General features: G+C 45.0%; 9 protein-coding genes. All 9 read left to right on the plus strand.

Going from position 1 to position 14217, the window contains the following annotated elements; translation table 11 throughout:
- The first annotated feature begins 31 nt into the window (after window positions 1-31).
- The 9 genes from ASU00_RS02545 to ASU00_RS02585 all read left to right on the plus strand — a co-directional run bounded on the left by ASU00_RS02545 (window position 32) and on the right by ASU00_RS02585 (window position 13834).
- Window positions 32-2161, plus strand: a complete 2130-nt coding sequence (locus ASU00_RS02545; protein ID WP_057912238.1) for a (Fe-S)-binding protein — start codon at window positions 32-34, stop codon at window positions 2159-2161.
- A gap of 176 nt (window positions 2162-2337) precedes the next feature.
- Window positions 2338-3528 (plus strand): acetyl-CoA C-acetyltransferase, encoded by a 1191-nt coding sequence (locus tag ASU00_RS02550; RefSeq protein WP_057911881.1) that lies wholly within the window; start codon window positions 2338-2340, stop codon window positions 3526-3528.
- 30 nt (window positions 3529-3558) lie between these two features.
- Window positions 3559-4410: a 3-hydroxybutyryl-CoA dehydrogenase gene (locus ASU00_RS02555; RefSeq protein ID WP_057911882.1), complete on the plus strand. Its 852-nt coding sequence runs from the start codon at window positions 3559-3561 to the stop codon at window positions 4408-4410.
- Window positions 4411-4447: 37 nt separating this feature from the next.
- A complete protein-coding gene (locus ASU00_RS02560) occupies window positions 4448-5578 on the plus strand; it encodes an acyl-CoA dehydrogenase (protein ID WP_057911883.1) in 1131 nt (376 codons plus the stop codon).
- 29 nt (window positions 5579-5607) lie between these two features.
- Window positions 5608-6747: an acyl-CoA dehydrogenase gene (locus ASU00_RS02565; RefSeq protein WP_057911884.1), complete on the plus strand. Its 1140-nt coding sequence runs from the start codon at window positions 5608-5610 to the stop codon at window positions 6745-6747.
- A 112-nt stretch (window positions 6748-6859) separates the two neighbouring features.
- Window positions 6860-7510: a TetR/AcrR family transcriptional regulator gene (locus ASU00_RS02570; RefSeq protein ID WP_057911885.1), complete on the plus strand. Its 651-nt coding sequence runs from the start codon at window positions 6860-6862 to the stop codon at window positions 7508-7510.
- 11 nt (window positions 7511-7521) lie between these two features.
- The gene (gene icmF, locus ASU00_RS02575) at window positions 7522-10788 is read left to right on the plus strand and encodes a fused isobutyryl-CoA mutase/GTPase IcmF (RefSeq protein ID WP_057911886.1); all 3267 of its coding nucleotides are present in this window, start codon (window positions 7522-7524) and stop codon (window positions 10786-10788) included.
- A 452-nt stretch (window positions 10789-11240) separates the two neighbouring features.
- On the plus strand, window positions 11241-11834 hold the full coding sequence (gene rpoE / locus ASU00_RS02580; protein ID WP_330219508.1) for a DNA-directed RNA polymerase subunit delta: 594 nt from the start codon (window positions 11241-11243) through the stop codon (window positions 11832-11834).
- Between the two features lie 392 nt (window positions 11835-12226).
- Window positions 12227-13834, plus strand: a complete 1608-nt coding sequence (locus ASU00_RS02585; protein ID WP_057911888.1) for a CTP synthase — start codon at window positions 12227-12229, stop codon at window positions 13832-13834.
- Window positions 13835-14217 lie beyond the last annotated feature (383 nt).

Genomic DNA, 14217 nt, shown 5'->3' on the forward strand with positions numbered 1-14217 from the left:
TTTACTTAAGAGGGGGAAGGACTGCATGGAAATGAATGGCTTACTGTGGATCAACTTGATTGCGTTTCTACTTGTAACCGCTTACGCCGCCGGTTTATTTATCTATTTGATAAAAACTCGTTTAGCATATATAAAACTTGGCAAAAAAGTGGAATTCGACAACCGTGTGAAAGATCGTCTAGTGAATATAGGGGTTTATGTGTTTGGACAGAAGAAGCTCTTTAAAGATAAAAAGAGCGGAATCATCCATGCGATGTTATTTTATGGTTTCATCTTAGTGCAATTTGGTGCACTCGACTTTTTTATAAAAGGTTTAAAGCCAGGATGGCATTTGCCGTTAGGACCTCTTTATCCTGCCTTTACCTTTTTCCAGGAAATCGTGACGCTGACTGTTCTTGTAGCAATCCTTTGGGCTGGTTACCGCCGTTATGTCGAAAAGCTTGTCCGCTTGAAAAGGGATTTCAAAGCGGGATTGGTTGTTATTTTCATTACCGGCATCATGATTACCGTGCTGCTTGGGAATGGAATGGGGATGATTTGGCATGAACATGCTGCAACCTGGTCAGAGCCAGTCGCATCAAGCATAGCCTTCCTCTTCGGCTGGATGGGAACAGCCGCGGCGACCGCCGTGTTTTATGTAGCTTGGTGGATGCACCTTTTGATTATCTTATCGTTCCTTGTTTACATCCCGCAATCGAAGCATGCTCACTTGATTGCCGGTCCGATCAATGTATTCTTGCATCGCCTGGACAATCCGGGTAAATTGAAGCCCGTTGATTTGGAAGAAGAGATCCTGGACAAAGAAGGGAACCAATATTATGGTGCCAAGTATATCGAGGACTTGACGCAGTACCAAATGGTCGACCTTTATGCCTGTGTGGAATGCGGGCGCTGTACGAATATGTGTCCGGCAACCGGGACCGGTAAAATGCTGTCACCGATGGATATCATCATCAAGATGCGTGACCACTTAACCAATACGGGAGCTGCCGTTACAACGAAGCAGCCATGGGTACCCTCCTTTGTGTTCGGCAATACGAATGGAAATAAGATCGCTCTGGCCAGTGGTGGGCAGGGAGGACAGGAATCGGCTGCAGCAACTGAAAGCTACAGCCCGAGCCTGATTGGCGAGGTCATTACGGAAGAAGAACTATGGGCATGCACCACTTGCCGTAATTGTGAAGATCAATGCCCGGTAATGAATGAACATGTCGACAAGATCATTGATATGCGACGCTACCTAGTGTTGACTGAAGGCAGGCTTGATGCTGATGCTCAACGGGCAATGACCAATATCGAGCGACAAGGTAACCCTTGGGGGCTGAACCGTAAAGAGAGGGAAGATTGGAGAAACGTGAGGGAGGATGTCAGCGTTCCTACCGTGAAGGAATTACAAAAGGCAGACGAAGAATTCGAATATTTATTCTGGGTAGGATCAATGGGATCTTACGATAACAGAAGCCAGAAGATCGCCCTTTCCTTTGCCAAGTTAATGAATGAAGCCGGCGTCAAATTCGCAATTCTGGGAAATAAAGAGAAAAACTCAGGAGATACTCCTCGTCGATTGGGGAATGAGTTTGTTTTTCAGGAGCTTGCAATGAAAAACATCGAAGAGTTCCAGAAGAATGAAATCAAGAAAATCGTAACGATCGATCCGCATGCATATAATATCTTTAAAAATGAATATCCTGATTTTGGCTTGGAAGCTGAAGTTTACCACCATACTGAACTTCTGGCAAAGCTTGTTAGCGAAGGCCGGCTGGTGCCTCAGTATCCGGTTAATGAAACGATTACATTCCATGATTCCTGCTACTTGGGAAGGTACAATGAGGTATATAGCCCGCCGCGTGAAATCTTGCAATCGATTGCTGGCGTGAAACTGGTTGAGATGGAGCGCAACCGTGAAAAGGGCATGTGCTGTGGTGCCGGAGGCGGTTTGATGTGGATGGAAGAGGAAACAGGAAACCGCATTAACGTGGCGCGTACCGAACAAGCACTTGCCGTCAGCCCAACAGTCATTAGTTCGGGATGTCCTTATTGCCTGACGATGCTATCTGATGGGACGAAAGCAAAAGAAGTCGAGGAAAACGTTAAAACGTACGATGTAGCTGAACTTCTCGAAAAAGCGGTCATTGGTGAAAATAAAACGATGGCATCTTAATTTATAATGAAATTGCCTGCTTCTTATACGCTGAGCTTAAGGGAAGCAGGCAATTTTTATATTTAAATATTTTAATTATTGTCAAAATTATGTAAGATAATATTAAGCGCTTACAAAACGTTCGGCCCCATATTGAGCGAGCGTTCAATCAATATACCTTAAAGGAGGAAATGATGATGGGAAAAACAGTGATAATCAGTGGTGTGAGAACACCTTTTGGGAAATTTGGCGGCGGTCTTAGCAGTTTTACGGCATCACAGCTTGGTGGAATGGCTATCAAGGAAGCTCTTGAACGGGCGGGAATCGAGGGCGGCCAGGTGGATGAGGTCATCATGGGGAATGTGCTTCAGGCAGGCCAAGGGCAAATCCCTTCACGTCAGGCAGCCCGACATGCCGGAATTCCTTGGGAAGTGAAAACGGAAACGATCAATAAAGTGTGCGCATCAGGACTTCGCAGCGTTACATTGGCCGATCAGATCATTCGTTTAGGTGAGGAGGAAATCATTGTTGCTGGCGGAATGGAGTCGATGAGCAATGCACCTTATATTCTTCCGAAGGCACGGTGGGGCCTAAGGATGGGCGATGCCCAGATGAAGGATACGATGATATCCGATGGACTTAGCTGCAGTTTCACAGGGGTACATATGGGCACTTACGGGAACAGTACGGCCGAGGATCTTGAACTTACTCGCGAGGAACAAGATAGCTGGGCTTACGAAAGCCATCAAAAAGCGCTTAAAGCAATCGATGCAGGCATACTTGCGGAAGAAATCGTTGCCGTACAGGTTCCGGTCAGAAAAGGGGACCCGATTACAATTCAGCATGATGAAGGACCAAGAAAAGATACATCTGCGGCGAAGCTGGCCAAATTAGGCCCGGCTTTTAATAACGAGGGAACGATAACGGCAGGAAATGCACCAGGAGTCAATGATGGGGCCGGTGCTCTCGTATTGATGAGTGAGGAACGTGCCGAGAAAGAAGGGAAAACACCGCTTGCCTATATTTTAGCTCATGCTGAAGTTGCCGTGGAAGCGAAGGACTTCCCGAAAACGCCCGGTTTGGTCATAAATGAAATCCTGAAGAAGTCAGGCAAATCGGTAGAAGAGATTGATTTATTCGAAGTGAATGAAGCATTTGCAGCGGTGGCATTGGCCAGCGGCAAGATTGCCAACATCAAGCCGGAAAAAGTGAATGTCAATGGCGGTGCAGTTGCCTTGGGACACCCGATCGGGGCAAGCGGAGCCCGCATCATCATCACGCTCATGCATGAACTGAAACGCCGCGGAGGTGGATTGGGCATCGCAGCGATCTGTAGTGGCGGCGGCCAGGGAGATGCCATTTTAATTGAAGTGCCAAAGCAAGGATAATAGATTCATAGATAAATGAGGGGGATTTTCATGGGCATTCAAAAAGTGATGGTCATCGGTGCGGGACAGATGGGATCTGGCATTGCCCAGGTCTGTGCAATGAGCGGTTATGAAGTTCTTTTACACGATTTAAAAGACGAATATGTAGAAAAAGGCTTACGGACAATTTCCAAGAATCTTTCGCGGCAGGTTGAGAAAGGGAAAATGAAGTCTGAGGATAAAGATGCAGCCCTTTCCCGGTTAACGTCGTCGACTGATTTGCACAATGCAGCCGAGGTGGATTTGGTTATTGAAGCAGCGGTGGAGAATATGGAAATAAAAACGAAGCTATTTGCCGAGTTGGACCAAATCGCGCCACACCATGCCATCCTTGCAACCAATACATCTTCGCTTCCGATTACCGAAATAGCCGCAAGCACGAAAAGGCCGGAAATGGTAATTGGCATGCACTTCATGAATCCGGTTCCCGTCATGAAGCTGGTCGAGATCATCCGTGGCCTTGCCACAGCGGATGAAGTTTACAAAGAAGTCGAAAAGATGGCCGAAACCTTGAACAAGATACCGGTGGAAGTGAATGATTTTCCTGGATTTGTAGCGAACCGGATTCTGATGCCGATGATCAATGAGGCGATTTATACGCTATATGAGGGCGTTGCGACTAAAGAAGCGATCGATGATGTGATGAAGCTTGGGATGAACCATCCGATGGGGCCGCTTACGCTCGCTGATTTCATTGGACTCGACACATGCTTATACATTATGGAAACCCTTCACCAAGGGATGGGCGACGATAAATACCGTCCGTGTCCGCTGTTAAGAAAATATGTAAAAGCCGGGTGGCTAGGCAAGAAATCAGGACGTGGCTTTTACGAATATACCTAAACATTGAAAGCATCTGCAGCTAGGGAGGAATGAAGGAATGGATTTCAAGTTTACAGAAGAACAGGAAATGATGCGGAAGATGGTACGTGATTTTGCGGAGAATGAAATTGCCCCTCATATCGAAGCGATGGAAAAAGGCATGTTTCCAAGAGCGATCCTGCATAAAATGGGAGAGCTTGGCTTGATGGGGATTCCCATCCCGGAACAATACGGTGGTGCTGGAATGGACTTCATGTCGTATATCATCGCCATCAACGAGATTTCCAAAGTAAGTCCCACCCTCGGTGTCATACTATCTGTTCATACTTCTGTTGGAACAAATCCAATCGTTTATTTTGGAAACGAGGAGCAGAAGCGAAAGTATGTGCCTAAGTTAGCCGCAGGACGATATTTAGGCGCCTTTTGCTTAACCGAGCAAAGCTCCGGATCCGATGCTGCGAGCTTGAAATCCAAGGCTGTAAAGGAAGGCAATCTATATCGATTGAATGGCTCTAAAGTATTCATTACAAATGGCGGGGAAGCGGATGTGTTTATTGTATTTGCCTCCACGGACCCACAGGCGGGCAGCAAGGGAATCTCTGCTTTCATTGTAGAAAAGGGGACCCCGGGATTAATCATCGGTAAAGAAGAACGTAAAATGGGACTTCATGGCTCGAGCACCGTACAGGTAACCTTCGAAAATCTGAAAGTGCCTGAGTGCAATCTGCTAGGCAAAGAAGGTGAAGGCTTCAAGATCGCGATGGCCAACCTGGATGCCGGGAGGATAGGAATCGCGTCCCAAGCGCTCGGAATTGCTGAAGGTGCCATGGAACATGCCGTCCAATATGCAAAGGACAGAGTGCAGTTTAACAAACCGATATCCTCGCAGCAGGGAATTGGCTTCAAGCTGGCGGACATGGCAACAGGCATAGAAGCTTCAAGGTTACTTGTCTATCAGGCGGCGTTTTTACGCTCAGAGGGATTGAAATGCGGTAAGGAGGCAGCGATGGCTAAGCTATTCGCTTCGAGGACGGCTGTCGAGGTGGCGATAGAAGCAGTCCAAGTATTCGGAGGCTATGGATACACGACGGAATATCCGGTCGAACGCTATTTCAGGGACGCAAAGGTAACGGAAATTTATGAAGGCACCAGTGAAATACAAAGGATGGTCATCAATAAGAATCTCTAAATACATCGAAAAAGACAGGAGAAGATCACATGCAGTTTAAATTAACGGAAGAACATGAAATGATCAGAAAAATGGTTCGCGATTTTGCCCAGAATGAAGTGGCACCGACAGCTGCCGAGCGGGATGAAGAAGAACGATTCGACCGCGAGATTTTCGATAAAATGGCCGAACTCGGTTTGACGGGAATTCCGTGGCCAGAGGAATACGGTGGAATTGGAAGCGATTACTTGGCGTATTGCATTGCGATCGAAGAACTTTCCCGTGTTTGTGCGTCTACTGGGGTTACGCTATCAGCCCATACATCTCTTGCAGGCTGGCCAATCTATAAATTCGGATCTGAGGAGCAAAAGCAAAAATACCTTCGACCGATGGCACAGGGTGAAAAAATCGGCGCATATGGCCTGACTGAGCCTAGCTCGGGCTCCGATGCAGGCGGTATGAGAACGACTGCCAAGCTTGTTGGTGATGAATATATCATTAGCGGGTCGAAAATTTTCATAACGAACGGCGGGATTGCGGATACCTACGTGGTCTTTGCTTTGACAGATCCCGAATCGAAGCAAAAAGGAACGAGTGCCTTCATCATTGAAAGTGACTTCCCGGGCTTCAGTGTTGGTAAAAAAGAGAAGAAGCTCGGAATCCGTTCATCCCCGACAACGGAAATCATCTTTGATGAATGCCGGGTGCCAAAGGCAAACCTGCTTGGCAAGGAAGGGGAGGGCTTTAAAATCGCGATGATGACGCTGGATGGCGGCCGTAACGGAATAGCGGCCCAAGCTGTAGGCATTGCCCAGGGTGCATTGGATGCCGCGGTCAATTATGCAAAAGAGCGCGTCCAGTTCGGCAAGCCCATTTCTGCACAGCAAGGAATCGGTTTTAAACTGGCGGATATGGCGACCGGGGTTGAAGCGTCAAGACTACTAACCTATCAGGCGGCCTGGCTGGAATCGGTTGGTCTTCCGTATGGAAAAGAGTCGGCCATGTCGAAGCTTTTCGCTGGTGATACAGCAATGAAAGTAACGACGGAAGCCGTACAGGTTTTTGGGGGTTATGGATATACAAAGGATTATCCTGTAGAACGGTATATGCGCGATGCGAAAATAACCCAGATTTACGAAGGTACACAGGAAATTCAAAAGCTGGTCATTTCAAGGATGGTTACGAAATAAGGTTGAAAATGAGGTTTTCCGCTTGAGGCACCGTCTTGGCGGAATGCCCTTTTCAACTTTTGGGAAATGTCTTTATTGAGTAAATGATGCGCTTTCTAAAAGGGGTTTGAAAATGGAAAAAAGAGAAGTTGTTGCGTCGGTAAAGGATGAGCGGCTGGTTGAAAAAAGGCGAACCCAAATGATTAAGGGGGCGGTGAATCTTTTTAAGGAAAAGGGATTTCATCGGACGACCACCAGGGAAATTGCCAAAGCGGCGGGCTTTAGCATTGGTACGTTATACGAGTATATCCGAACCAAGGAAGATATATTATATCTCGTTTGTGACTTTATATACGATGAAGTTCAGGAAAAGCTTCAAAAAGAAATCGATCAGAGTGAGGGAACACTTGAAAGTTTGAAGATGACGATTGCCTATTTTTATAGAGTGATGGATGACATGCAGGACGAGGTGCTGGTGATGTATCAAGAGGTGAAGGCATTGACGAAAGATGCCCTGCCTTACGTGCTGAACAAAGAAATTCGAATGGTGGGCATGTTCGAAAAGGTTATAAAGAAATGTGTTGAGAACGGGGAACTGTTGCTGACGGAAAAACAAATCAGCCTCGTTTCGCATAACATTTTCGTCCAGGGACAGATGTGGAGCTTCAGAAGGTGGGCTTTGCATAAAGAGTATACGCTTCAAGAGTACATCGATGTTCAGACGCAATTATTGATCCAAAGCATCTCATTTCATAAAAGTGCCGATATCAGGTCGTTTCAATAAGGAGGAGCTATATGGATACAGTTGTTGTATATAAACCGAAAAACCATATCAGATTCGTGACTGCTTCGAGTTTATTCGATGGTCATGATGCATCGATCAACATCATGAGGAGGATTCTGCAGTCGAGCGGGGCGGAGGTCATTCATTTAGGACATAATCGCTCTGTTGAGGAGATCGTGAATGCAGCCATCCAGGAAGATGTTCAAGGCATTGCCATGTCATCATACCAAGGAGGACATGTAGAATATTTTAAATATATGTTTGACCTGTTGAAGGAAAGGGGGGCCGAGCATATTCGGATTTTTGCCGGAGGTGGGGGTGTCATCATTCCGAGGGAAATCAAGGAGCTGCATGATTATGGGATTGCCCGCATCTTCTCCCCTGATGAAGGGCGGGAATATGGTCTCCAAGGGATGATAAATGTATTGATGGAAGAATGTGACTTCTCCACAGTCAAACCGTCTTTGCAGGAACGCTTCGATGAATTGATTGCAGGCGGGACGAATGCGATTGCCCAATATATCACTTTTGCTGAAGGAAGGCTGGAAGCTTCAGATGAATCGGCCGCAGCGGTTGAAAGCCTTTTTGAGCAAATCAAGACATCTGAAAGGAAGGTTCCTGTTCTTGGGATCACAGGGACGGGCGGCGCGGGTAAAAGTTCACTGACCGATGAATTGATCCGGCGTTTCCTTAACGAAATCAAGGATAAGAAAGTGGCCATACTATCCGTCGATCCGACAAAACAAAAGACAGGTGGTGCCTTGCTGGGCGACAGGATCAGGATGAACGCGATTTTTTCAGAGCGTGTATATATGCGGAGCCTGGCCACGCGCCATTCAAAAAGTGAGTTGTCCTTGGCGATCAAAGATGCCATATCAGTCGTGAAGGCAGCCGGCTTCGATTTAATCATCGTTGAAACGAGCGGGATTGGCCAGGGTGATGCAGAGGTTGCCGAGATTTGTGATGTTTCCATGTATGTGATGACAAGTGAATTCGGTGCACCCTCCCAGCTTGAAAAAATCGATATGATCGATTACGCAGACTTGATCGTCATTAACAAATATGAGCGCAAAGGCTCTGAGGATGCAAAGAACCAAGTTCAAAAACAATATCAGAGAAGCCGGATGCTTTTTGAACAAGATCCATCGGAAATGCCGGTTTATGGCACGATCGCCTCCCAATTCAATGACCCGGGCACGAATGCAGTATTCGCTGCCCTGATTGAAAAACTTCATGAAAAAGCAGGGACGGAATGGAGCACATCCTTTTCGAAGGAAGCGGATGTTTACAAGCAAAATGTCATCATTCCAAATGACCGCCGTTATTATTTGCGGGAAATAAGTGATACGGTCAGGACGTATCATAAACGCTCGGCGGAGCAAGTGCGCATCGCCCGCAGGCTTTTCCAGCTTGAAGGTGCCATTGAGGCGGTAAAGGAAACGGATAACAACAAAGAAATCTTGGCGCCTTTAGAAGCTTTGAAAAAGGAAACGGATTCCAAGTTATCCCCCGAATCTAAAAAATCGCTCTCAGGATGGGGAGATTTAAAAGAAAAATATGAGGGGGAGCAGTTTGTCACATCGATCAGGGATAAAGAAATTGTTACGAAGCTTAAAACGAAAAGCTTATCAGGTTTAATGATTCCGAGAGTCTCTTTGCCTAAATATGTCGATTATGGCGAGATTTTAGGATGGATATCCCGTGAAAATGTGCCGGGCTTTTTCCCGTATACAGCTGGAGTCTTTCCGTTTAAACGTGAAGGGGAAGATCCAAAACGGCAATTTGCCGGTGAGGGCTCACCAGACCGGACCAACCGCCGTTTTCATTATTTATCTAAGGATGATCATGCTAAACGGCTAAGTACGGCTTTCGATTCCGTGACATTATATGGCGAGGATCCTGATCATCGACCGGATATTTATGGCAAGGTAGGGGAAAGCGGCGTTAGCATTTGTACGCTCGATGACATGAAAAAATTATATGCAGGTTTTGATCTTTGCCACCCATCGACATCTGTATCGATGACCATCAATGGACCGGCACCAATCATTTTGGCCATGTTCATGAACACGGCAATCGATCAGCAGATTCAGCGAAAAGTGGAAGAGCTTGGCCGCCCCCTTAACGATATGGAAGCGCAAGAAGTGCAGGCGTTCACTTTGCAAACGGTACGCGGCACAGTTCAAGCGGACATCCTGAAAGAGGACCAAGGTCAGAATACATGCATCTTTTCTACGGAGTTTGCTTTAAGGTTAATGGGCGATATCCAAGCCTATTTCATCGATCATAAAGTCAGGAATTATTATTCTGTATCCATATCCGGTTATCACATTGCCGAAGCGGGAGCGAATCCGATTTCACAACTGGCATTCACTTTGGCGAATGGATTTACTTACATCGAATATTACTTGAGTCGCGGAATGAATATTGATGATTTTGCCCCGAATTTATCGTTCTTCTTCTCAAATGGACTTGACCCGGAATATACGGTTATTGGCAGGGTGGCAAGAAGGATTTGGGCGACAGTCATGCGCGATAAATATGGAGCGAATGATCGCAGCCAGAAGCTAAAATATCATATTCAGACTTCAGGTCGCTCGCTTCATGCGCAAGAAATTGATTTTAATGATATCAGGACGACACTTCAGGCATTGATGGCCTTACAGGACAACTGTAACTCCTTGCATACGAATGCTTACGATGAAGCCATCACGACGCCTACCGAAGAATCGGTACGACGTGCAATGGCGATTCAAATGATCATCACGAAAGAGCATGGGCTTTCAAAAAATGAAAACCCAATGCAAGGTGCCTTCATTGTCGAGGAATTGACGGATATGGTTGAGGAGGCCGTCCTTCAGGAGTTCGATCGCATCAATGATCGAGGCGGCGTTCTTGGCGCGATGGAGACGCAGTATCAGCGCGGCAAAATCCAGGATGAATCGATGCATTATGAAATGAAGAAGCATACAGGGGAATTGCCGATCATTGGGGTCAATACGTATTTGAACCCTAATCCACCTTCCGAGGATGCCGTGAACAGCATGGAAATTGCCCGTGCAACAAAGGAAGAAAAGGAAGGACAGATCAAAAACCTGCAAGCATTTCAGGAAACAAATAAGGAGTTCGCCGACGAAGCGCTAACGAGGTTGAAAGCAGCGGCCATGAATGGGGACAATATCTTCTCCGAGCTCATGAATTGTGTGAGAGTGGCTAGCCTTGGCCAGATTACCCGGGCGCTATATGATGTAGGCGGGCAATATCGCAGAAATATGTAGGGAAGGCAAAAGGGACTCCGAATTGAAGGGGTCCCTTTTGTTAAAATATTGGAAAAATGTGAATTTCCCCTTATAATTATTTGGAAAAGGGGCAAAAATGATGAATCAGCACCATTTGAGTTGAATGCTCGGATCCATACTTGCTTCCTTTTTTGCCATCATTCTTTTATTTTAGCTATATTAGCATCAATGGGGTGCCATCCCATTGCTTTTTTTACGGCTTTTTATCGTCAAAAATCGAAGAAAGAAAGTAAATGGTCAAGCACTCTCCGAAACATAGGCGTTAAGGTAAATCTGTGAAAGTATCAGATAGAACTAGCATAAACCCATTTAGATTGTTTATAATGGAGTATATGTCTAGCAGGAATTGTCGTTATTTTATCGAAATACTGTTTTAGATTATTTTTTTATGTGAAAAAACACGGAATCCAGTGTTTGAATAGAGAAGGGAAGTGCGGAATTTGAGTTTAAAACAATACTCAAAAGAGCAATTATTGGAAATGTCCTTAATAGAGATGGCATATGATTTGTTAGTGGAAAGAAATGAACCGATTCCATTCAAAGACCTAGTCAGTGAATTAGCTTCATTGCATCATTTATCCAAAGCGGAAGTGGCAAAAAAAATCGCCCAATTCTATACGGACTTAAATGTTGATGGCCGTTTCACTTCACTAGGGGACAACCGTTGGGGATTGAAAACATGGTACCCGGTTGACCAAATTGAAGAAGAAGTCGTCCATGTCGTTAAACCGAAAAAGAAAAAGAAAGCGAAAAAGGCTGCTGTCGTTATCGATGATTTCGATGAGCTTGATGATGAAGATCTTGATTTCGATGAAGATGTCGATGATCTTGATGAAGATGAGGATGACGATGATGATGATATCCTAGGTTCTCCGGTTATCGATGAAGTGCTTCTGGACGATGACGTGGAAGAGGATGACGATTTGGAAGAAGAAATTATTGAAGACGAAGCATTTGTCCTTGAAGATGATGAAGACGAAGATGAAGAAGAAGAACTGGATGAAGATGAAGAGAAAGAAAAATAATAATCGCCCTTGACTTTTTGAGGCGAAATTTGTAGAATCATTTTTGGGCTCCTTAAAAAAGGACACAATGATTAAATTATATCGCTCCCTTACTTTCAATGTAAGAGGAGCGTTTTTGTTTTTAATGATGGAATGAGTAAATGACATCATTTTTTTATTTTTAAAAATGATTTCTCTTAGAATTGTAAAAACTAAAGAGAACCTATTTATGTTTTACTGTCATTTGCGGAAGTTTAACCTTGTTCATGCTTAAAGAGCATGACTCTCACTAAAGACCTTTACGTCTTTGGACTTATTTACCGCGTGTATGGCGGCGTATTGATGCAAGATCTTGTTTACCTGTATATCAAGTAACAGGATTGGAAGAAAACATTCTATTAGGAGGATATGAGATGACAAAATATATTTTTGTGACAGGTGGAGTAGTTTCTTCCTTAGGAAAAGGGATAACGGCCGCTTCTTTAGGTAGGCTTTTGAAAAATAGGGGATTGAATGTTACGATCCAAAAGTTTGACCCGTATATCAACTTGGATCCAGGTACGATGAGTCCATATCAACATGGTGAAGTGTTTGTAACGGATGATGGCGCCGAGACGGATTTGGATCTTGGGCACTATGAGCGGTTCATTGATATTAACCTTGGTAAACACAGCAATGTGACTACAGGTAAAATCTATTCGACCGTCCTTAGAAAAGAACGCCGCGGCGACTATTTGGGTGGAACGGTTCAAGTTATCCCCCACATCACGAATGAAATTAAGGAGCGGGTTTTCCGTTCAGGCAATGAAACCAATGCCGATATCGTCATTACGGAAATTGGCGGTACTGTAGGGGACATAGAATCCCTTCCGTTCCTTGAAGCGATTCGCCAAATTAAAAGTGATATCGGAATTAATAATGTTATGTATATCCACTGTACACTTGTTCCTTATATTAAAGCGGCTGGTGAAATGAAAACGAAACCGACTCAGCATAGCGTGAAGGAATTACGCAGTCTTGGCATTCAGCCGAATATCATCGTTGCTCGTACAGAAAGCCCGATCTCACAAGATATGAAGGATAAAATTGCCTTATTCTGTGATATCGATAAAAATTCAGTCATCGAATGTCTTGATGCGGATACACTATACTCTATCCCTCTTGCGCTTCAAGCACAAAATATGGACCAAATCGTTTGTGATCACTTGAAACTTGACTGTGGCGAAGCGGATATGGAAGATTGGAAGGAACTTGTCAAAAAGGTTACTTCTTTATCGAAGAAAACGAAAATTGCTCTTGTCGGAAAATATGTGGAACTGCAGGATGCTTACCTTTCTGTAGTGGAAGCACTCAAGCACGCAGGTTATGCATTTGACGCCGATGTTGAAATCGACTGGGTCAATTCGGAAGACGTAACGAAAGAAAATGTTGCCGAACTTCTTCAAGGTGCAGACGGAATCCTTGTTCCTGGTGGTTTTGGAGATCGTGGTATTGAAGGGAAAATCATAGCGACTGAATTTGCCCGTACGACAAAGACACCATTCTTCGGAATCTGTCTAGGCATGCAGTTGGCATCCATTGAATATGCACGTAACGTATTGGGATTACCTGAAGCCCATTCTGCTGAAATTCAAGCGGATACTCCAGATCCAATCATCGATCTTCTTCCTGAGCAAAAGGATGTAGAAGATTTGGGTGGAACACTGCGTCTTGGCCTTTATCCTTGTAAGCTTATCGAAGGAACTAAAGCATTCGAAGCATATAATGATGAGGTTGTGTATGAACGTCACCGCCACCGTTATGAATTCAATAATCATTACCGCCAAGCGATGGAAGAGGCTGGATTCATCTTCTCTGGAACAAGCCCTGATGGCCGTCTAGTGGAGATCGTTGAATTGAAGGATCATCCTTGGTTTGTGGCTTCTCAATTCCATCCGGAGTTCACATCACGCCCTAACCGTCCACAGCCACTATTCCGTGACTTTGTTGGGATGTCTTTAAAGCGCAGCAAAAAACTTTAATAAACAAAAAAAACAGCTCTAAGGCTGTGTCAGACTGTAGTCAAACTCGATGAATAATGGAGTTTGACTGCAGTTTTTTTAGGTTTTGATGATCTTGCAGTGATTGTTCCTTTTCACTGCACGCGGTCCCTCATGTAGACACGCATTTCTAAGCAGTAGTCTTGCCCCCTCCGTTCCACTCCACTCTGTGTGAAAACGAACATGGAAAACAATTCAGATTGTCAGAAACGGTACAAAAACATGAGCAACCTCCTCAAATTGGTAGCAAGCCTAAATTGGCGAGTAAATGCGCCAAATTCACGAATAAAAGCAAGAAATTCACGAATAAAAGCACAAAACTCACGAATAAATGCTCCAAATTCACGAATAAAAGCACGAAATTC

Source organism: Peribacillus muralis (assembly GCF_001439925.1).
GTDB lineage: Bacteria > Bacillota > Bacilli > Bacillales > DSM-1321 > Peribacillus > Peribacillus muralis.

What these genes read in the sequence shown, in the direction of transcription:
- ASU00_RS02545 (WP_057912238.1), top strand. Translation starts at nt 32, where the DNA reads ATGAATGGCTTACTGTGGATCAACTTGATTGCGTTTCTACTTGTAACC.
- ASU00_RS02550 (WP_057911881.1), top strand. Translation starts at nt 2,338, where the DNA reads ATGGGAAAAACAGTGATAATCAGTGGTGTGAGAACACCTTTTGGGAAA.
- ASU00_RS02555 (WP_057911882.1), top strand. Translation starts at nt 3,559, where the DNA reads ATGGGCATTCAAAAAGTGATGGTCATCGGTGCGGGACAGATGGGATCT.
- ASU00_RS02560 (WP_057911883.1), top strand. Translation starts at nt 4,448, where the DNA reads ATGGATTTCAAGTTTACAGAAGAACAGGAAATGATGCGGAAGATGGTA.
- ASU00_RS02565 (WP_057911884.1), top strand. Translation starts at nt 5,608, where the DNA reads ATGCAGTTTAAATTAACGGAAGAACATGAAATGATCAGAAAAATGGTT.
- ASU00_RS02570 (WP_057911885.1), top strand. Translation starts at nt 6,860, where the DNA reads ATGGAAAAAAGAGAAGTTGTTGCGTCGGTAAAGGATGAGCGGCTGGTT.
- icmF (WP_057911886.1), top strand. Translation starts at nt 7,522, where the DNA reads ATGGATACAGTTGTTGTATATAAACCGAAAAACCATATCAGATTCGTG.
- ASU00_RS02585 (WP_057911888.1), top strand. Translation starts at nt 12,227, where the DNA reads ATGACAAAATATATTTTTGTGACAGGTGGAGTAGTTTCTTCCTTAGGA.